Below are 23,257 nucleotides of genomic sequence, written 5' to 3'. Positions count from 1 at the left end.
CCTCCCGACCGCCGTCGTCTTGCGCCGACGCTGATCGTTGCCCCGCGCGCTGACCCTTACCGTGCCACATCCGCGCTCGTCAGCACACCCGGAGTCGACCCGCCCAGGTGACGAGTGACGCAGGCGCTACTGGCCGCTGTCCGCGCCGCCGGCGGCCGAGCTGGACGCGGCGTCGCTGCGTGAGCTGGACGAGGTCGCCGCCGACGAGCCGACCGACGCGGCTGTCCCCGTGGAGCCGTTGGCGGGCGAACCGGCCGTCGATGCCGCGGTGGACGACGGGGTGTCGGTGGGCGTGGTCGGCTCGGTGGTGGGGGTGCTGGTCGTCGGCGCGGGCTCGGTCGTCGTGGGGGTGCTCGGCTTCGACGTCGTGGGCTTCGTGGTGGGCTTGCTCGTCGGCTTCGTACTGGGCTTGGTCGTACTGGGCTTCGGCGGCGGGGTCGTCTTGACCGGCTTCGGCTTCGGCGCGGGCGAGGAGAGGTCGGGGCCCTCGGTCGGGCCGTCGACCGAGCCGTACACGCGGGTGGCCTGGAACAGCCGGGTCCAGCGCACCGGCACGAGGCGCACCGTGAGGCCGGTGCGGGGGGCCTCCACCATCATGCCGTTGCCGGCGTACATAGCGACGTGGTGAATGTCCGTCCAGCTGGAGCTGTAGCTGAAGAACAGCAGGTCGCCGGGGAGCAGCGAATACCGGTCGACGACCTTCTTGTGGGTCTGCCAGTACTGGTCGCGCGCCACCCGGGCCAGCGGGAACTGCCCGGCCTCCGGGCTGTGGTAGGCGGCGTAGGTCAGGCCGGAGCAGTCGTACTTGTCCGGGCCCTCCTCGGACCACACGTACGGATCGCCGCGCTGGGCCAGGGCGAAGCGCACCGCGGCGATCGCCCGCGGATCGGCGCCGCGGCCCTGATCCGCGCCGGAGAGGTAGCCGGCACCCAGGCGGGCGTCCTCGGCGTTCTCCAGGGCCTCGGCCTGGTTCAGCGCGTCGGCGTTCTGCTGCTCCATCTTCTGCAGCGCGGACTGCTTCTTCGCGATGTCGGCGTTGAGCCGGTCGTAGCGGCCGGTGACCTCGGTGGCGTGGGTCGTGGTGACCTCCTGCTCATCGAGGGCGATCTGCTGGGCCTCCTGCGCGATGACGAGCTGCCGGGCCGCGACCTGCTCGCCGGGGGAGTCGCCACGCTGGATCTGCGCGAGGGAGTCCAGGTCCTGCAGGCCGGAGCCGAGCGCTCCGGGCGGCAGCGCGGCGGCGTCGCGCATCGCGTTCTCGGCGGCCGAGGCGGCGTCCTGCTGGGCCACCACCAGGGCGGCCTGGGTCCGGGTGACCTTCTGGTCGGCGGCCGCGGCCTGCTGCCGGGCGATGTCCCGGTCCTCGCCCAGCTTGATCAGCTGGTCGCCGAGGGTGGCGATGTCGGCGCGGCGCTTCTCGATCTTGGCGAGCAGCGGGTTGACCGGTATGCCGGGCGTCGGTGAGGTGGTGGTGGCCGTCGTCGGTGTGACCTGGCCGGGCAGGGACAGCGTGCCGAGCGGGATCGGGCGCGATCCGGCGTCCGGCACGGCCGCAAGCCCCGGGGCGGCCGGCCCGCCCGGAAAGCCGGGCACGGCGGGGGCCGTCGGGGATCCGGGGGCCGCGAAGGCGGGCAGCGGCTGGAACAGCGCGGCGATCGCCGCGGCGGCCACCGCAGAGTACGTGAGTGTGCGCAGACGGTAACGCGCGCGCCGCGGTTCGCCCGTGGCGTTTCGCGTCTCCGTTGCCATCTGCTCCCCGTCCGCGCGGGCTGTCAGCCCGCCGCTACCGTCCCCCTCAAGGTTCATACACCGTGCCGCGCACCCCTGTCGATCGGTCTGGGACTAAAAGCTGCTGATTGTCACGGGACGGCCGGGGAACCTTGACGCCACGGTTGATCTCCCGGCACGGGACGTCGGGGGGTGGACGTAGGCTCGACGGCGAGCGAATGGGAGAGGGGCCCACATGGATGCCGGACTGAAGCGCGAGCTGGAGGCCAAGGTCTACGCGGGCGAGCGGCTGACGCGCGAGGACGGCGAGGCGCTGTACGCCAGCGACGATCTCGCCTGGCTCGGCCGGCTGGCGCACCACCGGCGTACCGAGCTCAACGGCGACCGGGTGATGTTCAACGTCAACCGGCACCTCAACCTCACCAACGTCTGCTCCGCCAGCTGCGCGTACTGCTCGTTCCAGCGCAAGCCGGGCGAGAAGGACGCGTACACGATGCGCATCGACGAGGCCGTCCGCAAGGCCAAGGAGATGGAGGACGAGCAGCTCACCGAGCTGCACATCGTCAACGGCCTGCACCCGACGCTGCCCTGGCGGTATTACCCCAAGGTGCTGCGCGAGCTGAAGGCGGCGCTGCCGAACGTCAACCTCAAGTGCTTCACCGCCACCGAGGTGCAGTGGTTCGAGAAGATCAGCGGCCTGCCCGCCACGGAGATCCTCGACGAGCTGATGGACGCCGGGCTGGAGTCGCTCACCGGCGGCGGCGCCGAGATCTTCGACTGGGAGGTCCGCCAGCACATCGTCGACCACAACTGCCACTGGGAGGACTGGTCGCGCATCCACCGGCTGGCCCACCAGAAGGGGATGAAGACCCCCGCCACGATGCTGTACGGCCACATCGAGGAGCACCGGCACCGGGTCGACCACGTGCTGCGCCTGCGCGAGCTGCAGGACGAGACGGGCGGCTTCGCGGTCTTCATCCCGCTGCGCTACCAGCACGACTTCGTCGACTCCGCGGACGGCAAGATCCGTAACAAGCTGCAGGCGCGGACGACGATGGCGGCGCCCGCCGAGTCGCTCAAGACGTTCGCAGTGTCCCGGCTGATGCTCGACAACGTGCCGCACGTGAAGTGCTTCTGGGTCATGCACGGGCTGTCGGTCGCCCAGCTCTCGCTGAACTTCGGCGTCGACGACCTGGACGGCTCCGTCGTGGAGTACAAGATCACCCACGACGCCGACTCGTACGGCACGCCGAACACGATGCACCGCGAGGACCTGCTCAACCTCATCTGGGACGCCGGGTTCCAGCCGGTCGAGCGCAACACCCGCTACGAGGTGGTCCGCGAGTACCCGAAGCCGGTGTCGCTGGCCGAGCGGCGCAGCGAACCCCAGCAGGTCTGGGCGTAGCCTCCGGCGTACCCTCGGGTTGTCATGACCGAGACCGCAAGCGAGCGCCGTCCCCGCCGCACCCCCGACGGGCGCCTGGCGACCGCGGGTGACCTGATCGGGGTCGCGCTGGCCGGGCTCCTCTGCGGCGTGGTGATCCTGCTGGTCTTCGAGGGGATCATGGCGCTACTGCGGCTGTCGACGTTCGGCGACGCCAGCGGGTGGCTGGCCCTGGTCCTGCCCGGCTGGTTGTTCGTCGAGGAGTTCCGCGCGGCCGGGTTCGGCGCCAACCGGGTCGTCGTCGCCGGGCTCGGTGCGGGGTTCGGCGTGGCGGCCGGGATGACCCTGGCCGGGCTCGCCGCCGTCACCTTCCCCGCCCTGGTCAGCGGGGCGGTCGGTGCCGCCACCGGTACGGTCGTGTACTGCCTGGTCTGGTTCTACGGCCTCCGGTGGCTGCGCCACCGGGCGGGCTGAGAGGGAAGCGTCATGAGTCCGTCCGTCAAATACACGCTGGGCCGCCTCGGCCTGTTCCTCGTGGTCTTCGTGCTGCTCCTGCCAGTGCCGCTGAACCTGCTGGTCAGGGCGATGATCGCGCTGGTCGCGTCGGCCGGTTTCTCGTACTTCCTGCTGGCGCGTTGGCGTAACGAGATGGCCGAGCAGCTGGCCGGGGCCGCGGACCGGCGCAAGGCGGAGAAGAACCGCCTGCGGGCCGCGCTGGCCGGCGACGAGGCCGCGGCCGCCGCGGGTGACCGGGCGGCACCGACCGGTGACGGCGCCGCGAGCAACGTGGTCGGGCCGGGCGAGGCCGCCGCGAGCAACGGGGCCGGGGCAGAGAGCGCCGCCGCGAGCAACGGGGCCGGGGCAGAGAGCGCCGCCGCGAGCAACGGGGCCGGGGCAGAGAGCGCCGACCGGGCCGACGACGGCGGCGTCGTGGATGACCGGGCCGCCGAGCCGTCCGGGGGAGCCGACGTGACCTCGCCCAACGGCAAGGCCACCGGGGCGCACTGACCCGACCGGAGCGCTGCCCCCGGCCAGCACTCCGGGCATCCATCACGCCGGGGTAGGGGGCAGTTTGGCATGACGGGCAGCACGGCAGATCCATTGCCAATGGTCGATCCCCGGTGATGCAGTGACGAGACGGGACCCCCTCCCTATCTCCGGAGGTCGTTCATGAGACGACGTTTCGCCACCCTTGCCGCGGCCGCGATCGGGCTCGCCCTCACCGCGTCCGCCGCCCCGGCCCAGTCCGCCGCCGCCCGCCCCGTCACCGCGGAGCCGGGCGCCGGCCCATCCACCGACTCCTCCGCCCAGTACGAGGTGTACGACGCCCGTACGCTCGCCCAGCGCAACGCGATCGCCCGCACGGGCGCCGCCATCGACGACGTCGAACACGCCGTCGTGACCGTGACCGCCACGCGCAGCGAGGTGCAGGCGCTGCGCAAACTCGGATACACGGTCAAGCCGGTCGCCGACGGCCGCCCCGACGCCGGCCCGAACGCGCTGGACTTCCCGTCCAGCGACGCGGCGTACCACAACTACGGCGAGATGGTCGCCGAGGTGGACGCGATCGTCGCCCGCTACCCGTCGATCGCCAAGAAGTACGTGCTCGGCACGTCCTACGAGGGCCGGCAGATCGTCGCCGTCAAGATCTCCGACAATGTCGGCACCGACGAGAACGAGCCCGAGGTGCTGTACGACGCCAACCACCACGCACGGGAGCACCTCACCGTGGAGATGGCCGTCTACCTGCTGCACCTGTTCGCCGACAACTACGCGACCGACACCCGGATCAAGAACATCGTGGACACCCGCGAGCTGTGGATCGTCCCGTCGGTCAACCCGGACGGCGCCGAGTACGACATCGCCACCGGCTCGTACCGGTCGTGGCGCAAGAACCGGCAGCCCAACACCGGGTCCCGCTACATCGGCACCGACCTGAACCGCAACTACGGCGACCACTGGGGCTGCTGCGGCGGCTCCTCGGGCAGCCCGTCCTCGGAGACGTACCGCGGGCCGTCCGCGTGGTCGGCGCCGGAGACGCGGGTGATCCGGGACTTCGTCAACAGCCGGGTCATCGGCGGCAAGCAGCAGATCAAGGCCGCCCTGGACTTCCACACCTACTCCGAGCTGGTGCTGTGGCCGCTGGGCTATACGACCGCCGACACCGGGACGGGGATGACCGCGGACGACAACAACACGTTCGCCACCCTGGGCCGGCAGATGGCCGCCACGAACAACTACACGCCGGAACAGGCCAGCGACCTGTACATCACCGACGGTGACTCGCTGGACTGGCTGTGGGGCGCACACAAGATCTTCGCGTACACGTTCGAGATGTACCCGACCAGTTCGGCGCAGGGCGGCTTCTACCCGCCCGGCAGCGTCATCACCCGGGAGACCACCCGCAACCGCGAGGCGGCGCTGCAGCTGGCCGAGGTGGCGGACTGCCCGTACAAGGTGATCGGAAAGCAGTCCCAGTACTGCTGAGCGACCCGACGGTCCTGGCCGGGATCAGGCGATTCCGGCCAGGATCGCGAACGTGCCGCCCTGCGGGTCCTCCAGTACGGCGTACCGGCCCATCGGGAAGCTCGTCGGCGGGTGCGCCACCCGGCCGCCCAGCGCGAACGCCCGCGCGGCCGCGTCGTCACAGTCGGCGACGGCGAAGTACACCATCCAGTGTGGCGGCAGGTCGGCGGGCCACTGGGCGCCCAGCATCGGCTGCAGGCCGGCGATCGTCCGGCCCTCGCGCTCCCACACCACGTACGGCGGGCCGTCCGCCGAGCTGTCGCGCGCCACCCAGCCGAAGACGGCGCCGTAGAACCGCGCCGAGCCCTCCACGTCCCGGGTGGTCAGTTCGTTCCAGGTCAGCGCGCCGGGCCGGTCGAACACCTCGGCACCGCGCATCATCGCGGGCTCCCACACGCTGAACGGCGCCCCGGCCTGATCGAGGAACGCCGCCATCCGCCCCTGGTCGAGCACGTCGAACGGCGGCACCAGCACCTGTCCACCCGCGGCCTGGACCCGGGCGGCCACCGCGTCGGAGTCGTCCGTACCGATGTAGGTGCTCCAGGCGGTGGGCTGCCCCTCGCCGAACAGCGGCCCGGCACCCGCCGCGGGCATCCCGTCGAGATTGAAGATCGTGTAGCCGCCGGCCTCGGGGTCGGGTGACACGTGCGCGGTCCAGCCGAACAGCGACGTGTAGAAGCGGACGGCGTCATCGAGGTCGGCGGTCCCCAGGTCCACCCAGGTCGGTACGCCGAGGCCCGCTGCGGTCACGACCGTGCCTCCCGAATCTCGCGGCCGTCACTGCGCTCGGTGCACTCGTTCATGCGGTGCATCGTCGCATCGGCAGCCTTTCGATGGGCTTAAGTGTCGAAGTTCTGGCTGAACCGGTGATCCGCCCATGTCGATAGGTCCACCGCCGACCCCGCAGTCCCGGAACGGGCGTGGACCCGGCCGGCGCCGAACACCGGCCGGGTCCACGTCCGCGTCACAGGGTGGTGCCCTCCCAGGTCTCGCGGCGGGTGGGCTTGCCGGTCTCCCACACCCAGTGGTTCAGCTTGGCGTCGGTGCCGCGGGCCCAGACGTGGTGCTGGGTGCCGAGGACGTAGGAGGTCGGGTCGCCGGCGATGCCGTCGCCGAGCACCTCGGTGGCCCGGCCGACGCCGCGGGTCCAGCTCCAGTGGTGCAGCTGGCCGTCGGTGCCGCGGGCGTAGATGTGCTGGGCGTCGGCGGTGGCGTAGCCCGTGGGGTCGCCGGCCAGGCTGCCGCCCCACGTCTCGTGGCCGCGGCCCTCGCCCGGCGTCCACTTCCAGTGATGCAGCTGGCCGTCGGTGCCCCGGCCGAAGACATGCTGCTGGTCGCCGTAGACGAACGCGACAGGGTCGCCGGCCAGGCCGCCGTCCCAGGTCTCGCGGCGTGGGGCCTTGCCGGGCTCCCACACCCAGTGGGTCAGCTTGCCGTCGGTGCCGCGGGCCCAGACGTGGTGCTGGGTGCCGAGCACGTACGCGGCGGGGTCGCCGGAGATGCCGTCGCCGATGACCTCGTGCGCGTAGCCGACGCCCTGGGTCCAGCTCCAGTGGTGCAGCTTGCCGTCGGTCCCGCGGGCGTAGATGTGCTGCGCGTTGTCGGTGGCGTAGCCGGCGGGGTCTCCGGCCAGTCCCTCGGCCCAGATGCTGTGCGAGCGGGCCTTGCCGGGCTCCCAGATCCAGTGGTGCAGCTTGCCGTCCGCGCCGCGTCCGAGGACGTGCTGCTGCTTGCCGTACACGTAGCTCATCGGGGTGCCGGCCAGTTCCTCGCCCCAGGACTCGTAGCCACGTCCCTCGCCGGTGACCCACTTCCAGTGGTGCAGCTTGCCGTCGGCGCCGCGGGCGAAGACGTGCTGCTGGTTGTCGTACAGGAACGAGGTCGGCCGTGGCTTGCCGTCGACGTGCTGCTCGATCCAGGCGGCCAGGTCGTCCACCCGGGTCTGGGTGCCGCCCCGGGTGGTGGCCCCGGCCGGTGCGTCGAGGCACCCGCCCTGTCCGCCGCCGTAGGTCAGCGCCACCAGGGCCGGCTGGCCGCCGACCGTACGCAGACCGGGTCCACCGGCGTCGCCCTTGCACGGGCCGACCTGATCGGTGTCCCGGCCCGCGATCGTCAGCAGGTTCGAGGTGACAGCGGTGACCGAGAACGTCGCCGCGTGCACGGCATCGGGCACCCACTCGTCGGCGGTGCGCCCGAGCCCGGCCACGGTCAGCACCTCGCCGGCCGTCGGCGCCTCGGTGGCGATGCGGACCGGCGTCACGCCGGCGGCCGGCACCGCCATCTTGATCAGCACCACGTCACGGTCCGGATGCGGCACGAGGTCGATCACCGGCACGGTGGCGCGGCCGATCGTGACCGTCGTCGCCGTGGCGGGCCGGCCCTCGGGCACGGCGCCGCCGTTCCCGGCGATACATGCCTTACCGGTCACCAACCAGCTCGGGTCCACCAGCGCACCCGAGCACCCGACGCCATGGTCGGCGGGATCGCCCGCAACCACCCTGACCACGAACGGATAAGTCTCGGACGCCGCGGAGACCCCCTGCAGACCGGGCGCACCAGGCACCGACAATCCGCTTAGCACACCGACAAGCACCAGCCCGGACGCCAGCCGCACCGTCAAACCACCCCTCACGTCACAGGACGAAGCGCCGGTCGGGCCGGAGGCACATCGGACACGGCGCGCTACCACACGAGCCGGCGCACACCGGCCCGAAATTTCGACATCCATCAAGGCATGGGCATATGCAACAAGATCGAAGTCAGCTCACCGTAGAGATCGGACCGGTGCGCCGCCACTCCGCCCACGGTGAGCTGTGCCACCTGTCCGATCGCCGGAGGCGCCGACCAGGTCACGGGCCGGGTGGGGATCATCCCGAGGTGGACAGCGGCTCCGGCAGCGGCCGGGCGTGCACCACGGACAGGCGGGACACCGCGCGGGTGAGCACCACGTACAGGCGGTGCAGGCCGCGCGGCTCGGCGGCGACGATGTCGGCGGGCTCGGCGACGATGACATGGTCGTACTCGAGGCCCTTGACGACCGTGGCGGGCACGACCGTGACCCGCGCCCCGGTCTCGACGTCGTCGGGCGTCGCGGCCGGGATACCCGCGGCCGCGAGGTGGGCGCGCAGCCGGTCGACCGCGGCGTCGGCCGCGATGACCGCGACCGACCCCTCGTGATCCAGCGCCGCGGTGACCTCGACCAGGACCGCGGCGTCGAGCTCGGCGGGGTCGGCGACGGCGACGACGGCGAGGTCGCCGTCGCGGCGCAACGACACCGCTTCGGGTACGTCCACGCCGAGCGCCGGGAGCAGGCGGTTGGCCAGGGCGACCACCACCGCGGGTACGCGGAAACCGGTGGTCAGCGGCACCACCGCAGCGTCCGGCTTGCCCAGGTGGGCGAGGGTGTCGCGCCAGTCCGCGGCGGCCCACGGCGCGGTGCCCTGGGCCAGGTCGCCGAGCAGGGTGATCGAGCCGTGCTCGCTGCGCCGCGCGATCGCCCGCGCCTGCATGGGCGAGAGGTCCTGCGCCTCGTCGACGACCACGTGACCGAAGCTCTGCTGGCGTTCCAGCAACCCGGCGGCCTCGTCCACGAGGACGGCGTCGGCGGCGCTGAACTTCGCGGCCTTGACCGTACGTGGCGGCTTGGCCCACCGCAGCTCCTGCTGCTCCTCCGCGGTGAGGATGCCCTCGGCGCTGTCCGCCAGCAGCTCGGCATCGGTGAACAGCGCGACCACCAGCCCCTCCGGGGTGACCGCGGGCCAGGCCGCGTCGAGGAAGTCCCGGACCGGCGCGACCTTGGCCATCCTGCGCAGCCATCCCTCGCTGGGCGAGTTGCCGGTGCGGTACTCGGACTGCCGTTGCAGCAGGCCCACCACCCGCGCCAGCACCCGTTCCCGCCCGACCAGGTACGGCAGCCCTTCGCGCCGCGCCTCGTCCACGATCCGGCGCAGCGGCTCGGGATCGATCCGCCAGCGGTACGAGCCGTCCGAGACCATGATCGCCTCGGTGGGCTTGCCGATCCGCCCCCACAGCGCCCGGCGCAGCACCTCTGCCATCCGCGGGTCGTGCTTGAGCAGCGCCGCGGCGGGAGTGTCGGTGCCACGCACCGGGACCTTGGCGATCAGGTCGTCGACGGTCGCCTGAGCCACCTCGACCTCGCCGAGCGCGGGCAGCACCGCCGAGATGTACGACAGGAACGCCGAGTTCGGTCCCACGATCAGCACGCCGGAGCGCCGTAGCCGTTCCCGGTGCAGGTACAGCAGGTACGCGGCCCGGTGCAGGCCCACCGCCGTCTTACCGGTGCCGGGCGCGCCCTGCACGCAGATCGAGTCCGTCAGTTCCGCCCGGACCAGTTCGTCCTGCTCGGGCTGGATGGTGGCGACGATGTCGCGCATCGGGCCGACGCGCGGGCGTTCGATCTCCGCGGTCAGGATGCGGCTCCTGGTGCCGAGTTCCTCGCCGCGGTCGAGGTGCTCGTCCTCGAAGCTGGTCAGCTCGCCCTTGACGAAGCCGAACCGGCGCCGGGTGGCGACGCCCTGCGGGTCGCGGACGCTGGCCCGGTAGAAGGCGCGCGACAGCGGCGCCCGCCAGTCCAGCACCATCGGCTCACCGGCGTCGTCGGTGACGTGCCGCCGCCCGACGTGGTGGGTGCCGGCGTCCAGGTCGAGGCGGCCGAAGAACAGGGGAGTGTCGGGATTGTCGGCCAGCTCGGCGACCCGTTTGGACAGGTGCCGGCCGAGTTGCTCGGCGGTGTAGGCGTCGCCCGCCACGTTCTCGCCCGTGGCGAACAGGGCCCGGGCCCGCTCGCGCATGCGGGCCAGTGCTGCGCGGGACTCGGTGAGGTGGTGTCGTTCGGCGGCGAGTTCGGTGTCGAGGTCAGGTGTCGTCACAGGTCGTCCTCCGGCGGGTCCGGATCGCTCGCGTGTCCGAAGGGCCGGATCGCCGGCCTCGGCGCGGGGGGACGTCCGCTGCGGTGCTTGCTCACCACGGCCGTCAAGCGGCCCACCAGCGTACGCGCGCCCGCGTACCGCCTCCACCGAATATCCGGCCGGGTGCCCCTGTCCCCGCATGGCACTCCTGGAGATGGCCGGCAGCCGGGTCGGCGGAGAGAATCTATCTAGTGGCATCAGGCCCACAGACACGCGTCGGTCTACCTGAGCGTCCTGACCGTGGGTGAGATCCGCGCAGGCATCGAGCGCCTGCGGCCACGGGCCGCCGATCGGGCGGCGGCGCTGGACCACTGGCTGGACACGCTGCTCACCGCCTACGGAGACCGGGTCCTGCCGGTTTCGGGCGAGGTGGCCCAGCGGTGGGGTCGGCTGAATGTGCCGCCGCACCGGCCCCCCGTGGTCGACAGTTTGCTGGCGGCCACCGCTCTGGTCCACCGCCTGACCCTGGTCACCCGCAACGTCGCCGATGTCGCCGCTACCGGAGTCGACCTGCTGAATCCCTTCGAGGCGCGGTAGGCCGGGCCCGAGTTCGTGCGAGTGTTCTTCGACCGAATCCGGCGTACCCGCGGGCGGGGCGGTGCGGGGCGGAGATAGCGTCGCCCGCATGAACGTTCAGCGGCCGCGCGTCGGGCACATCCAGTTCCTGAACTGCCTCCCCCTCTACTGGGGCCTGATGCGCTCGGGCGCGCTGCTGGACGTCGACCTGCGCAAGGACAACCCGGACCGGCTCAACGCGGCCCTGGTCGCCGGTGATCTGGACATCGGCCCGATCTCGCTGGTCGAGTACCTGCGGCACGCCGACGACCTGCTGCTGCTGCCGAACCTCGCCGTGGGCAGCGACGGCCCGGTGCTGTCTGTCAACCTGATCTCCACCCGGCCGCTTCCGGAGCTGGATGCCCGGCCGGTCGCCCTCGGCTCCACCTCCCGTACCGGGGTGCTGCTGGCGCAGATGCTGCTGGCGGAGCGGTACGGCGCCGAGCCGGACTACTTCCGGTGCCCACCGGACCTGCCCCAGATGCTGCTGGAGGCCGACGCCGGGGTGCTGATCGGCGACCCGGCGTTGCGCGCGATGTACGAGGCGCCGCAGCGCGGCCTGCAGGTCGTCGACCTGGGCCAGGCCTGGAACGAATGGACCGGACTGCCCATGGTGTTCGCCGTCTGGGCGGTCCGCCGGGACTTCGCGGCCGCCCACCCGGGCGTGGTGAAGGACGTGCACGAGGCGTTCCAGCGTTCCCGCGACCTGTGCCTCGGCGAGCTGGACGAGGTCGCGCGGGCCGCCGCGCGGTGGGAGCCGTTCGACGCGGCGACGCTGGCCACGTACTTCCGGGCGCTGGACTTCTCGCTCGGCGAGCGGCAGATCGCGGGGGTGCGGGAGTTCGCCCGCCGCGCGGCGGCGCGCGGCGAGACCCCACCGCTGCCGGCCGCCGGTCCGGAGTTCCTCCAGCTCTGAGCCCGCCCGCCGCCGTGTCGCCGTCCGGTCGTCAGTGCCGCGCGCCCGTGGGGGTGGGCGCGTCCGCGTCGCCGCGAACCTGGCGCGGGATGACCGGGGTCGCCTGGCCGGCCGCGGGCGACACGCCGCGGAGCGTGAGCAGGCTGGCGAACAGTCCGGAGAACACGCCGATCACCCCGAGCGCGATCGCGGTGGCGGACGGCAGGACCAGCCGGATCGTGCCGCGCGGGTCGAGGTGACCGAAGCCGGTCTGCCCCCAGCTGGAGAGCGCGACGATCGTGCCGAGCACGCCGACGAACACCAGCGACAGCCCGATCAGGATGCAGCGTTCGAAGCTGAGCCAGCGCACCCACCGGTCGGGGCGTTCGGGCACGATGCCCTCGAAATGGCCGTACAGCTCGGCAAAGCCGCCGAAGAGCAGCAGCTGGGCACCGACCAGGACGGCGACGCAGGCGTACACGAGGGCGTTGATGTCGAATTCGACCCCGGCGATGTGGCGGGGTGCCAGGGCGAGCGCGCCCGTGCCGAGCAGGCCGAGCAGGAGCAGCACGAAGCCCGGCCAGACCAGCGTGCGGCGCGGCGCGAACACCAGCAGGAACCGCAGGTGCCGCCAGCCGTCCCGCCAGGTACGCAGGTGCGGCGGCCGGCTGCGACCGTCGGGTCGCAGCGTGGTCGGCACCTCCACCAGGTCGTATCCGCTGAGCTGGGCACGGACGACCAGCTCCGAGGCGAACTCCATGCCCGGCATGCGCAGGTCCAGGGCCCGGATGCGGTCACGGTTGAAGCCGCGGATGCCGCAGTGGAAATCCCCGACGGTGGTCAGCCCGAAGAGCACCCGGCCGAGCCAGGACAGCACCGGGTTGCCGAGGTAGCGGTGCAGCGGCGGCATGGCGCCGGGGGCGATGCCGCCGCGGAACCGGTTGCCCATGACGACGTCGTGGCCCGCGCGCAGCTGCTCGACGAACGGGCCGAGATCCGACAGGTCGTACGAGTCGTCCGCGTCGGCCATGATCACGTACTTGCCGCGGGCCTCGGCGATGCCGTTGATCAGGGCGGCGCCGTAGCCGCGCCGGGGCGCGTGCACGACCCGGGCGCCAGCCGCGCGGGCGATGTCCTGCGACCCGTCGGTGGAGCCGTTGTCGCTGACCAGCACCTCGCCGCGTACGCCGAGGTCGGAGAGGGACGTCAGGGCCTTGCGGACGCAGACCTCCAGGGTCTCGGCCTCGTTCAGGCACGGCAACAGGACGGTGACTTCGAGTTCGGATGACACGTCAGTGACTGCTTTCGGAAGGGGTGGTGAACGCCGGCGCGGCGGTGGTCTGGTGCGGCAGCGGCGCGGGCGCCGACGGCAGGTCTGGGGCGGGCGGCAGGTCTGGGGCAGGCGGCAGGGTTGGGGCGGGCGGCGGCGCGGCGGCCGGCGCCGGGGAGGCTGCCTCGGTCACTGGTTCCGGTCGGCGGGAACGGGCGACCGCCGCGATCCGGGTGATCGCGAGCGCCGTGCCGAGCGGGATCAGGGTGACCGCCGGTACGGCGTACCGGTAGTCGAACATGCTGGTGGCGACGGACAGGACCAGCGTGCCGAAGCCCGCGCCGACCAGCAGCAGGGCGTCGGCGGCGGTACGCCAGCCCGCCCGGCGCACCCGCCACACGGCGGCGATCAGGGCGAGCACCACGCCGACCGCGTACAGCGGGCCGGGCGTGGTGGCGTAGTCGCCGTACCGCTGGAGTTTCTCGCCGAGGGGGTTCGGCGTGGGGATCGTCGCGGGCGGGATCCACAGTGGCGGCGCGGCCGGGAGGTAGTAGCCGGGGCTGCAGGACACCCCCGGCCTGCCGGGCGGCTGCCACAGGTCGGCGAGGCAGCGCGCGGACCCGTCGAGTGGTGCGCCGGGTATCAGGTGCCAGCCGGTCTCGGTGGCGACCATCCGCAGGTAGGCGCCCGGTTCCTGGGCGATCACGGTCTTCGCGAAGTCGCCCAGGAACGGATCGTCGGTCTCCAGGGGGTAGAACTGCCGCGCGGGGCTGATGGAGGACCAGATGTACATGTCCGGCCGGTGCGTCCAGAACGCCGGCGGGTCGGGCATGCACAGGATGCGCTGCTGCGGGGTGAGCCGCAGCTTGCCACAGTCCGCGATCGGCATGACCCGGGCGTAGAGGAACCGGCCCTGGTACTGGCCGAACGCGTAGACCTGCCAGGTCTGGTGATACCAGATCAGGTATCCGCCGAGGATCAGCCCGACCGGGAGCAGGAAGGCGCCCAGCCGCGCCCAGCCGCAGCGGCGGACGAGCAGATACACCACCGCGAGCACGAGTACGGGCAGGCCGACGGTGCGGGTGACCGCCGCCAGGGCCAGTAGCAGACCGCCGAGCGTGGCGGCCACCGCGCCGACCCGTTCCCGCCAGGCGAGGACCATCAGCCCGGCGACCGTGAGCACCACGAACGTGGTCTCCGCGAGGATGTAGTGCTCCAGCGTCACCTGGCGGGCGTCCAGGGCGAGCGGGACGACCGCGAGGGCGGCCAGCCACGGCCGGACGCCCCGGCGCACCAGGAACGCGTACCCCGCGACGATCAGGGCGACGGCGGCCAGGTGCTGGGTCAGTGCCACCCACTCCAGCTCGGCGAAGGGGTGCGTGAACGGCTTCAGCAGCAGCGAGTATCCGTACGGGCGCACGGAGTAGGGGGCGTTCCCGGCCGCCGCGGCCACGTACGGTCGGCTGTCGGGGAAGAAGAACGCGTGCGGGTACGCGGCCAGATACATCGCACGCAGGGTGATCGCACCGGTGAGGACGACCCACAGGCCGAGGTGCCGCCCAAGAAAACGGGCCGATCTGGCAATTCGGGCATTTGCTGGCGAAGCGACCGTCGTTTGTGGCGGGCCGACCCGTGATTCGCGGGCGGGGGCGACGGCAGGCAAAGGGCATCCAAATAGATCATGGCGTGACGATTAAGCGACAGTCTGCCACTTTGACGTCCGTCGTGTATGCCCCCTGTTCATCCTCCGGGACCCGGCCGCCCCGGCCGGACTGTCGCCCGGACGGCCATGACCGCGGGTGATGGAGGTGAACGCGCAGGTCAGTGCAGGATCTCGTCGAGCGCCGCGACATCCTCGATGCTGAGTTGCCAGGCGCCCGCCGCCGCGTTGGCGCGTACCTGTTCCGGTGTCGTGGCTCCGGCGATCACGCTGGACACCGCGGGGCGGGCGGCCAGGCCCGCGATGGCGACGTCGAGCAGGCTGTGCCCGCGTACGTGCCCGAACGCTTCGAGGGTCTCGATGAGGTCCCACGGCGCGCCGTCGAGCCAGGTCCGGTACCGCTCCAGGGAGAGTCGGGTGCCCTCGGCCGGGGCTTCGCCGCGCTTGTACTTGCCGCTGAGCAGGCCGCTGTCGAGGGGGAAGAACGGCAGCAGGCCGAGCCCGAACTGCTCACAGGCGGCGACGACCTCGACCTCCACGTCCCGGTGCAGCAGGCTGTACTGGTTCTGGGCGCTGACGAAGCGGCTCAGCCCGCCGGTACGCGCGGTCCAGTCCGCGTCCGCGATCTGCCAGCCGTGGAAGTTTGAATTGCCGATGTAACGTACTTTTCCCGACTTGACCAGATCGTCCAGGGCGGACAGCGTCTCCTCGATCGGAGTGCCCTCATCCGGGGTGTGGAACTGGTAGAGGTCGATGTAGTCGGTTTCGAGCCGCCGCAGCGACGCCTCCACCGCCCGGATGAGGTACGCGCGTGAGCCGCGCACGCCCCGGTCCGCGCCGTTCATGCCCTCCATGTCCATGCCGAACTTGGTGGCGACCACCACCTCGTCGCGACGGCCCTTGAGCGCGGCGCCCAGGCACTCCTCGGAGCTGCCGTGCGGGGTGCCGTAGATGTCGGCCGTGTCGAACAGCGTGATCCCGGCGTCGATCGCCGCGTCGACCACCGCGCGGGTGCCGTCGCGGTCCAGCTTGCGGCCGAAGTTGTTGCAGCCGATGCCCACAACGGACACCACGAGCCCGGAGTCACCGAGCCGCCGGTAGGTCATGTCGCTCATGCCGATGAGCCTATGCGGTCCCAGCGCCGTTATCTGCGGAGAGCATTCCGCCAAGACATCTGTCGTTCTCTATTGACACATGCTGTTAACAGTTCCGATCCTAGGAGAGCGCTCTCCCCCAGCGCACCCGTTCCCCCTCATCCCCACCCCTGAGGAGTCCCCCGTGCACACCCGTAAACGGCTCCTGCACGCATTCGCCGCGCTAGCGGTGACCATCCCCGTCGCCGCAGCGGTCACCCCGGGACCGGCCGCGGCCGTCGGCCCGTCCCTGCTGCCGGTCACGATCACCAACAACACGGGCCGCGGCGACGCGGTCTACCTGTACGTCATCGGCATCAACCTGAGCACCAACCGGCTCGGGTACGTGAACAAGAGCGGCGCGTTCACGCCGTGGCCCGCCGGGCAGATCCCGCCGTCGCCGGCCCCGGACGTCGCCATCGGCGGCCCCGGCAACGGCGGCAGCACCACGGTCCAGTTCCCGCGCGGCTTCTCCGGCCGGATCTACTTCTCCCTCGGCGAGAAGCTGAAGTTCTTCCTCACCCCGGACGGCCTCGTGCAGCCCGCCCCGTGGGCGGCCGGCGACCCGAACCAGAACATCCTGTTCGACTGGAGTGAGTTCACCTACAACGACGCCGGGCTCTGGCTCAACAGCTCCCAAGTCGACATGTTCGCCGTGCCGCACGCGGTGGGGGTGACCGGCGCCACCAGCGTCACCCGGCGTACCGGCGCGCTGGTCGACAACGGCCGCAACGCAGTGATCAACGCGATCAAGGCGCAGTCCGGCTGGGCCGGCTCGGTGTACACCCGCTCCGACGGCACCGTGCTGCGCGTCCTCGCCCCCGGCAAGGCCGCGGGCGCCGGGCTGCTCAGCGCGACCTACCTGGACTCCTACATCGCCTCGGCGTGGAACGCGTACACCAGCAAGACCCTGACCGTGGTGCCGTTCGCGGACCAGCCGAACACGAAGTACTACGGGCGTACCTCCGGCACGGTCATGAACTTCACCAACACGGCGGGCCAGCAGGTGGCGTCGTTCAACCGGCCGAGCAGCGCCAGCGTGTGGGGCTGCGCCGGCGACCTGCCCGCCCCGAACGACCTGGTCGTCGGGCCGATCTCGCGGACCCTCTGCGCGGCCCTGAACCGCGGCACCCTCGGCACCATCGACATCCAGCCCAGCCTCAACGCCGCCGACTTCTACAAGAACAACCCCACCAATCAGTACGCGCGGATCATCCACGCGAACATGGCCGACGGTAAGGCGTACGCGTTCCCGTTCGACGACGTCGGCAACTTCGAATCGCTGGTCAACGACGGCGACCCGCGCTCGGCCTCGATCACTCTCACGCCGTTCGGTGCGGGCGGCGGCAGCACCCCGGCGCCGTCCGCCGTCAGCCTGATCAGCACCTGGAACGGCAAGTGCATCGACGTGCCCGGCTCCAACTTCTCCGACGGGGTGCAGCTGCAGATGTACACGTGCAACAACACCAACGCGCAGAAGTGGGCCTTCAACGCCGGTCGCGTGGAGAGCCAGAACGGCAAGTGCATGGACGTCTCGGGCGGCGGCACGGCCAACGGCACGCTGATCCAGATCGCGAACTGCAGCACCAACGCGGCGCAGCAGTTCACGCTCACGGCCGCCGGTGACCTGGTCAATCCACAGTCCAACCGGTGCCTGGACATCAAGGACTGGAACGGCAACGACGGGGCGAAGGTGCAGATCTGGGACTGCGCCGGCTCCTCGAACCAGCGCTGGCGCCAGGGCTGACCCGCTACCGCTTCGGCGGGGGGCGGCGCCCGCGACCGGTCCGGGTCGCCGGCGTCGCCTCCTGCTGTGCCTCCCCGGCCGGCTCGGGCTGTGGTGCCCCGGCCGGCTCGGGCTGTGGTGCCCCGGCGGGCTCGGGCCGGGGCGGCTGGTCGGACGGCTCGGGCGTGCCCGCGAGGCTCCGGTAGGCCGGGCGCAGCAGGTCGAGCAGCGGGATGTGCCGCACCCGGACGGGTGGCGGGTCCAACGCGCGCAGCAGCAGCTCGGGCGGTGCGGCCACCCGGGCGGGGCGTTCCCGCAGGCGGCTCAGCGAGATGCCCGGCGTGTAGAAGTCGGCCAGCCGCGCGTCCAGCGGTTCCTCCACGACCGCGAGGGGGTCGGGCGGCGGGGGCGGCTCGGGCATGCCGCGCAGCGCGTCGAGCAGGGCTTCGCGACTGCGGCCGCGCCACGCCAGCACGCCGAACGGGTCGTCGTCGAACGCCTCGGCCAGCACGTACAGCACCGCGGAGGCGTGTTTGCACGGGACCGCCCAGTCGGGACACGAGCAGCGCAGATCCAGTGCCGACGGGAACAACGGCAGGCCCAGCTCATCGAAGACGTTGATGATCTCGTGCGGCATCTCGCCCGCCAGCAACGCCGCCCTGTACAACGCGCGGGACGCCAGCTCGTCCTCCACGCGCGCCCACTCGGCGTCGTCGTACGCGCCGATCGAGATCGTCACCTCGTACGGCTGGGGGCGCGAGCCCTGCACCCGGGCGCTCACCCGCCCGGCGGTGAGCGCGAAGTCCATGACCTGACCCTTGCGGGCGTACGAGCGGCCACGGGCCAGCCGACCGGGCTGGCAGATCTCCTCCAGGATGTCGACGAAGCGCCGCGACCACCAGCGTTCCCCGATCGCGCCACGCTTGGCGCGTACGGCGATGCCGCCGTCCACTTCGATCGGTTTGGCTGCCTCGTAGAACCGGCCCTGCGGATCGACCGGCATGTCAGCCCACCGCCGCCGGGTCCAGCGCGAACAGCTCGCGCAGCTCCCTCGTACTCAAATCGGTGATCCAGTCCTCGCCCGTGCCGACGACCGCCGCGGCGAGGGTCTTCTTCCGCTCGATCATCGCGTCGATCTTCTCCTCCAGGGTGCCGGTGCAGATGAACTTGCGCACCTGGACGTTGCGCGACTGCCCGATCCGGAACGCCCGGTCCGTGGCCTGATCTTCGACCGCGGGATTCCACCAGCGGTCGACGTGGATGACGTGGTTGGCCGCGGTGAGGTTGAGGCCGGTGCCGGCCGCCTTGAGCGACAGCAGGAACAGCATGGGCTCCGGATCGGACTGGAAACGGTCCACCAGCTCGTCGCGCCGGGCCTTGGACAACCCGCCGTGCAGCCACAGCACCGGCCGGTCGAGATGCGCCGCCAGATACGGCTGCAGCAGCGCCCCGAACTCGGCGAACTGCGTAAAGACCAGCGCCTTGTCGCCGTCGGCGACGATCTCCTGCGCCAGCTCCTCCAGCCGGGCCAGCTTGCCGGAGCGGCCGGGCAGCCGGGAACCGTCCTTGAGCAGGTGGGCGGGATGGTTGCAGACCTGCTTGAGTTTCATCATGGCGGCCAGCACGTTGCCGCGCCGCTGGATGCCCTCGGAGTCGGCGATGACGGCCATCATGTCCTCGACCACCGCCTGGTAGAGGGTCGCCTGTTCCGGCGTGAGCGTGCACCAGACCTTCATCTCGTTCTTCTCCGGCAGGTCGGAGATGATCGACTTGTCGGTCTTGAGGCGGCGCAGCACGAACGGGCCGGTGGCCCGCTTGAGGGCGGCCGTGGCGTCGGCGTCCTGGCGTACCTCGATCGGCTCCTGGAAGCGCCGCCGGAACCGTTTCGCGGAGCCGAGCAGGCCGGGGTTGCAGAACTCCATGATCGACCACAGTTCGGCGAGGTGGTTCTCCACCGGGGTGCCGGTCAGGGCCAGCCGGGTACGGGCCGGAATCGCGCGTACCGCCTGGGCCTGGCGGGTCCCGCTGTTCTTGATGGCCTGCGCCTCGTCGCAGACCACCCGGGCCCACGCCGTGTCCCGCAGCGCGGGGTCCCGCAGCGCCGTCCCGTACGTGGTGACGACCAGGTCGGCGTCGGCGATCCGCGCGGGGAGGTCGTCGCCGCGTGCCCGGCCCGCGCCGTGGTGGACGTACACCCGCAGGCCCGGGGCGAACCGGGCCGCCTCCTTCTGCCAGTTGCTGACCAGCGACATCGGACAGATCAGCAGCGTCGGCGCGACAGGGTCGGCGTCGCGTTCCGCCAGCAGCAGTGACAGCGTCTGCGCGGTCTTGCCCAGGCCCATGTCGTCCGCGAGGATCCCGCCCAGCCCCAGCCGGGCGAGGAAATGCAACCACGACAACCCACGCTCCTGGTACGGCCGCAGCCGCCCCTGGAAGCCGGGCGGCGTCGGCACCGGCGAGAGTCGTTCCGCCGCCCGCCCGGAGAGCAGGTCACCCAGCGCCCCGTCGGCGTCGACCTCGACCAGCGGCAGGTCCTCGTCGCCGCCGTCGACGACCCGCTGGAGCACCTCCCCGGCGGTGAGTTCGCCGTCGCGGCGCCCGCCGACCGCCTTCAGCGCCGCCCGCAGCTGGCGTTCGTCCAGCTCGACCCACTGCCCGCGGACCCGGACCAGCGGCACCTTGAGTCGGGCCAGCTCGGCCAGCTCGTCCGCGTCGACCGTCGCGTCGCCCACCACCAGGTCGAGCCGGAAGTCGACGAGCTGGTCGAGCCCGAAGCCGGAGTCGGCCAGCCCCTTCTGACTGGTGCCCTTGCGGCTGCGGGTGGTGAGTTTCAGGCCGACGGCCCTGCGTCCCGCCCAGGCGGGCAGCTGCACCCCGAACCCGGCCGCCTGCAGCAGCGGCGCCGCCTGCCGCAGGAAGTCGTGCGCGCCGCCGGTGTCCAGGGTCATCGCCGACGGGCGGGGCGCCAGCAGGGCCTCGTGCAGCGCCGGGAAGAGCCGGACGGCGCGCCCGAGCCCGGCCAGCAACGTCTCGTCCGGGCGGGGCGGCAGGCCCGGCAGCTGTCCACCGGCCCACAGCTCCTCGGCGGCCAGGTACAGGCTCGGGTCCTCGGCGGACTGCAGCGCGAAATCCAGCCGCCAGTCGTCGTTGCCCGGCAACGGCTCAACCAGCCGGAAGCTGACCCGGATCGGGCCGTTGGCGTCGTGCGCCGCGCGCAGCCACGCGCTCAGCGCTCGCTCCAGCGCGGCCACCTCGGCGGCGGGTGCGCCGGGCAGGCTCGGGTCGGCCGCGGTGAGCGCGACCGCCCACCGGTCGGCCAGCGGCGCCCGGGCACCGGGGCGGTGGCCCAGCAGCAGGCGCTCCGGCAGCAGGGCTCGCGCCGCGCCGTCGACCAGGGCGTCCAGCGCCTCCGCCAAAGTCGCGCCCACCCCGGCGTCCGGCTCGGCGGCCCGGCACACCGGCGGCATCGCGGCCCCGAAGTCGCGGTACGCCGCCGCGTCCGCGCCGGTCTGCACGGCCCGCCAGCGCGCCGCCGGGACACCCGCCCCGGTGACCAGCTGGGGCAGCATCCGGCCGCGCTGGGCCAGGTCGCACGCGTGGCCCGCCAGCAGGCAGAGATAGCGCAGCGAGGCGGCCGGCGCCCAGGGCCCGTCCGGGTCGGGGTCGGTCAGCGCGCCGAGCGCGGCCAGCGCGGCATCCGGCGGCAGCAGCACCGCGGGCGTCGGCCACGACCCGAGCCGCACCCCGCGCCGCGTCGGTTCGGCGCCCGTCTCCGGCGAGGGCAGCGGCGCCCGTGTCGTGCCGGGCAGCAGCAGAGTCAGTTCCGTGTCGGTGGCCTTGGCCAGGACGTCCCCGAGGTCGTTGCCGGTCGGGGTGTCTCCTGGATCTGCGTTGAGCAGGCAGGCGCGGAGCACGTCCGCGGGCACCGTGAACGGATGGGCCCGCGGGCGGGAACGCGTCGGTGAGCCGTCCGCGAGGCTCTCGCCCCACACCGCGAGCCCGCCTGTCGCTCCGGTCACCCAGGTGCCATGCACCAGCAGCACGCCGCCTCCGCTCCTTCGGGACCCACCGAGACTAACGACCCCATCCGACACGAAGCCGGGCGTGACCCCTGGTCACCGGGCCTGGCGGTGACCGGTGCCGCTGACGCTCTCCGGGCGGGGACGTACGCTTCGAGGCGTGACGGCGAACCCGGAGATCGACAGCATCCTGCAGCGCGGCGCGGACGGCGGGCGGATCACCCCCGAGGAAGCGCTGCTGCTCTATACAGAGGCACCCTTCCACGCGCTGGGCGAGGCGGCCGACGCGGTCCGGCGCCGGCGGTTCCCCGACGGCATCGTCACGTACCTGATCGATCGCAACATCAACTACACAAACGTGTGCGTCACGGCCTGCAAGTTCTGTGCCTTCTACCGGGCGCCGAAGCATGCAGAGGGCTGGTCGCACCCGATGGAGGAGATCCTGCGCCGGTGCGGCGAGGCGGTCGAGCTGGGCGCCACCCAGGTCATGCTGCAGGGCGGCCACCACCCCGACTACGGCGTCGAGTACTACGAGACGCTGTTCTCCTCTGTCAAGCAGGCGTACCCGCAGCTGGCGATCCACTCCATCGGGCCCAGCGAGATCCTGCACATGGCGAAGGTCTCCGGCGTCTCCATCTCCGAGGCGGTGGTCCGGATCAAGGCCGCGGGCCTGGACTCGATCGCGGGCGCGGGCGCCGAGATGCTGCCGGACCGGCCGCGCAAGGCGATCGCGCCGCTCAAGGAGTCGGGTGCCCGCTGGCTGGAGGTCATGGCGGTCGCGCACCGTAACGGTCTGAGCTCCACGGCCACGATGATGATGGGTACGGGCGAGACCAACGCCGAGCGCATCGAGCACATCCGGATGATCCGCGAGGTGCAGGACCTCGCCGTGGCCAACGGGTACGTCGACTCGCCGGTGGAGGCGTCGCACACGGTCGGCGGGTTCCGGGCCTTCATCCCGTGGACGTACCAGCCGGAGAACAACCACCTCAAGGGCCGGACCCAGGCCACCACACTGGAGTACCTGCGGTTCATCGCGGTGTCCCGGCTGTTCTTCGACAACGTGGCCCACCTGCAGGCGTCCTGGCTGACCACGGGCAAGGACGTCGGCCAGCTGTCGCTGCACATGGGCGTCGACGACCTCGGCTCGATCATGCTGGAGGAGAACGTCATCTCCTCGGCGGGCGCGCGGCACCGGTCCAACCTGCACGAACTGATCTCGATGATCCGTACCGCGGATCGCATCCCGGCCCAGCGCGACACCCTGTACCGGCACCTGGCCGTGCACCGCACCGCGGCCGAGGACCCGACGGACGAGCGGGTGGTCTCCCACTTCTCGTCGATCGCCATTCCGGGCGGGGGCGTTCGGCGCAGCCTGCCGCTGGTGGACGCCGGCTGACCGGGACGCATCGGAGACGGTCCATTTCCGTACG

At 71.9% G+C, this 23,257-nt stretch carries 16 protein-coding genes and 1 pseudogene; 8 read left to right on the top strand and 9 right to left on the bottom strand.

Translation table 11 applies throughout. The features are described 5' to 3' along the window. Positions 1 to 126: 126 nt before the first annotated feature. Entirely contained in the window at positions 127 to 1,671 is a 1,545-nt protein-coding gene (locus tag ACMCNN_RS28525) for a C40 family peptidase (RefSeq protein ID WP_412743565.1), read from the bottom strand. 292 nt (positions 1,672 to 1,963) lie between these two features. On the opposite strand from ACMCNN_RS28525, the gene mqnE reads away from it, so the two are divergent. From mqnE to ACMCNN_RS28505, 4 genes and pseudogenes are all read left to right on the top strand, one after another. Next, positions 1,964 to 3,133 (top strand): aminofutalosine synthase MqnE, encoded by a 1,170-nt coding sequence (mqnE, locus tag ACMCNN_RS28520; protein ID WP_412743564.1) that lies wholly within the window; start codon positions 1,964 to 1,966, stop codon positions 3,131 to 3,133. Positions 3,134 to 3,157: 24 nt separating this feature from the next. Then, positions 3,158 to 3,586, top strand: coding sequence for a hypothetical protein (locus ACMCNN_RS28515; RefSeq protein ID WP_412743563.1), 429 nt, complete (start codon positions 3,158 to 3,160; stop codon positions 3,584 to 3,586). 12 nt (positions 3,587 to 3,598) lie between these two features. Beyond that, on the top strand, positions 3,599 to 4,120 hold the full coding sequence (locus ACMCNN_RS28510; RefSeq protein ID WP_412743562.1) for a DUF4229 domain-containing protein: 522 nt from the start codon (positions 3,599 to 3,601) through the stop codon (positions 4,118 to 4,120). A gap of 162 nt (positions 4,121 to 4,282) precedes the next feature. After that, positions 4,283 to 5,596: pseudogene (locus ACMCNN_RS28505) on the top strand (M14 family metallopeptidase); the annotation flags it as partial. Positions 5,597 to 5,623: 27 nt separating this feature from the next. On the opposite strand, the gene ACMCNN_RS28500 reads toward ACMCNN_RS28505, so the two are convergent. The 3 genes from ACMCNN_RS28500 to ACMCNN_RS28490 form a co-directional block, all read right to left on the bottom strand. Further along, the gene (locus ACMCNN_RS28500; protein ID WP_412743561.1) at positions 5,624 to 6,388 is read right to left on the bottom strand and encodes a VOC family protein; all 765 of its coding nucleotides are present in this window, start codon (positions 6,386 to 6,388) and stop codon (positions 5,624 to 5,626) included. Between the two features lie 214 nt (positions 6,389 to 6,602). After that, positions 6,603 to 8,366 carry a trypsin-like serine protease gene (locus ACMCNN_RS28495; RefSeq protein WP_412743560.1) on the bottom strand — a complete coding sequence of 588 codons (1,764 nt, stop codon included), beginning with the start codon at positions 8,364 to 8,366 and terminating at the stop codon, positions 6,603 to 6,605. Between the two features lie 139 nt (positions 8,367 to 8,505). Continuing rightward, complete coding sequence (locus ACMCNN_RS28490) at positions 8,506 to 10,527, bottom strand: HelD family protein (protein ID WP_412743559.1); 2,022 nt, start codon at positions 10,525 to 10,527, stop codon at positions 8,506 to 8,508. Between the two features lie 264 nt (positions 10,528 to 10,791). Between ACMCNN_RS28490 and ACMCNN_RS28485 the strand changes: the two genes are divergently transcribed. Continuing rightward, complete coding sequence (locus ACMCNN_RS28485) at positions 10,792 to 11,103, top strand: type II toxin-antitoxin system VapC family toxin (protein ID WP_412747308.1); 312 nt, start codon at positions 10,792 to 10,794, stop codon at positions 11,101 to 11,103. 88 nt (positions 11,104 to 11,191) lie between these two features. After that, a complete protein-coding gene (locus ACMCNN_RS28480) occupies positions 11,192 to 12,037 on the top strand; it encodes a menaquinone biosynthetic enzyme MqnA/MqnD family protein (protein ID WP_412743558.1) in 846 nt (281 codons plus the stop codon). Between the two features lie 31 nt (positions 12,038 to 12,068). Here the strand turns inward: ACMCNN_RS28480 and ACMCNN_RS28475 are convergent, their stop codons facing one another. The 3 genes from ACMCNN_RS28475 to ACMCNN_RS28465 form a co-directional block, all read right to left on the bottom strand. Then, positions 12,069 to 13,307 carry a glycosyltransferase family 2 protein gene (locus tag ACMCNN_RS28475; RefSeq protein ID WP_412743557.1) on the bottom strand — a complete coding sequence of 413 codons (1,239 nt, stop codon included), beginning with the start codon at positions 13,305 to 13,307 and terminating at the stop codon, positions 12,069 to 12,071. A gap of 1 nt (position 13,308) precedes the next feature. Further along, entirely contained in the window at positions 13,309 to 14,793 is a 1,485-nt protein-coding gene (locus ACMCNN_RS28470; RefSeq protein ID WP_412743556.1) for a phospholipid carrier-dependent glycosyltransferase, read from the bottom strand. Between the two features lie 314 nt (positions 14,794 to 15,107). Beyond that, positions 15,108 to 16,061 carry an aldo/keto reductase gene (locus ACMCNN_RS28465; RefSeq protein WP_412743555.1) on the bottom strand — a complete coding sequence of 318 codons (954 nt, stop codon included), beginning with the start codon at positions 16,059 to 16,061 and terminating at the stop codon, positions 15,108 to 15,110. 163 nt (positions 16,062 to 16,224) lie between these two features. On the opposite strand from ACMCNN_RS28465, the gene ACMCNN_RS28460 reads away from it, so the two are divergent. Beyond that, a complete protein-coding gene (locus tag ACMCNN_RS28460) occupies positions 16,225 to 17,826 on the top strand; it encodes a beta-1,3-glucanase family protein (protein ID WP_412743554.1) in 1,602 nt (533 codons plus the stop codon). A 4-nt stretch (positions 17,827 to 17,830) separates the two neighbouring features. On the opposite strand, the gene ACMCNN_RS28455 is transcribed toward ACMCNN_RS28460, so the two are convergent. Both ACMCNN_RS28455 and ACMCNN_RS28450 read right to left on the bottom strand, forming a co-directional pair. Then, complete coding sequence (locus tag ACMCNN_RS28455) at positions 17,831 to 18,808, bottom strand: SWIM zinc finger family protein (protein ID WP_412743553.1); 978 nt, start codon at positions 18,806 to 18,808, stop codon at positions 17,831 to 17,833. 1 nt (position 18,809) lies between these two features. After that, complete coding sequence (locus ACMCNN_RS28450; protein WP_412743552.1) at positions 18,810 to 21,848, bottom strand: SNF2-related protein; 3,039 nt, start codon at positions 21,846 to 21,848, stop codon at positions 18,810 to 18,812. A 136-nt stretch (positions 21,849 to 21,984) separates the two neighbouring features. On the opposite strand from ACMCNN_RS28450, the gene mqnC reads away from it, so the two are divergent. After that, the gene (gene mqnC / locus ACMCNN_RS28445) at positions 21,985 to 23,223 is read left to right on the top strand and encodes a cyclic dehypoxanthinyl futalosine synthase (RefSeq protein ID WP_412743551.1); all 1,239 of its coding nucleotides are present in this window, start codon (positions 21,985 to 21,987) and stop codon (positions 23,221 to 23,223) included. Positions 23,224 to 23,257: the final 34 nt, after the last annotated feature.

This window comes from Krasilnikovia sp. MM14-A1004 (genome assembly GCF_047159485.1).
GTDB lineage: Bacteria > Actinomycetota > Actinomycetes > Mycobacteriales > Micromonosporaceae > Actinoplanes.
This window is presented reverse-complemented; position numbering and strand designations above follow the sequence as displayed.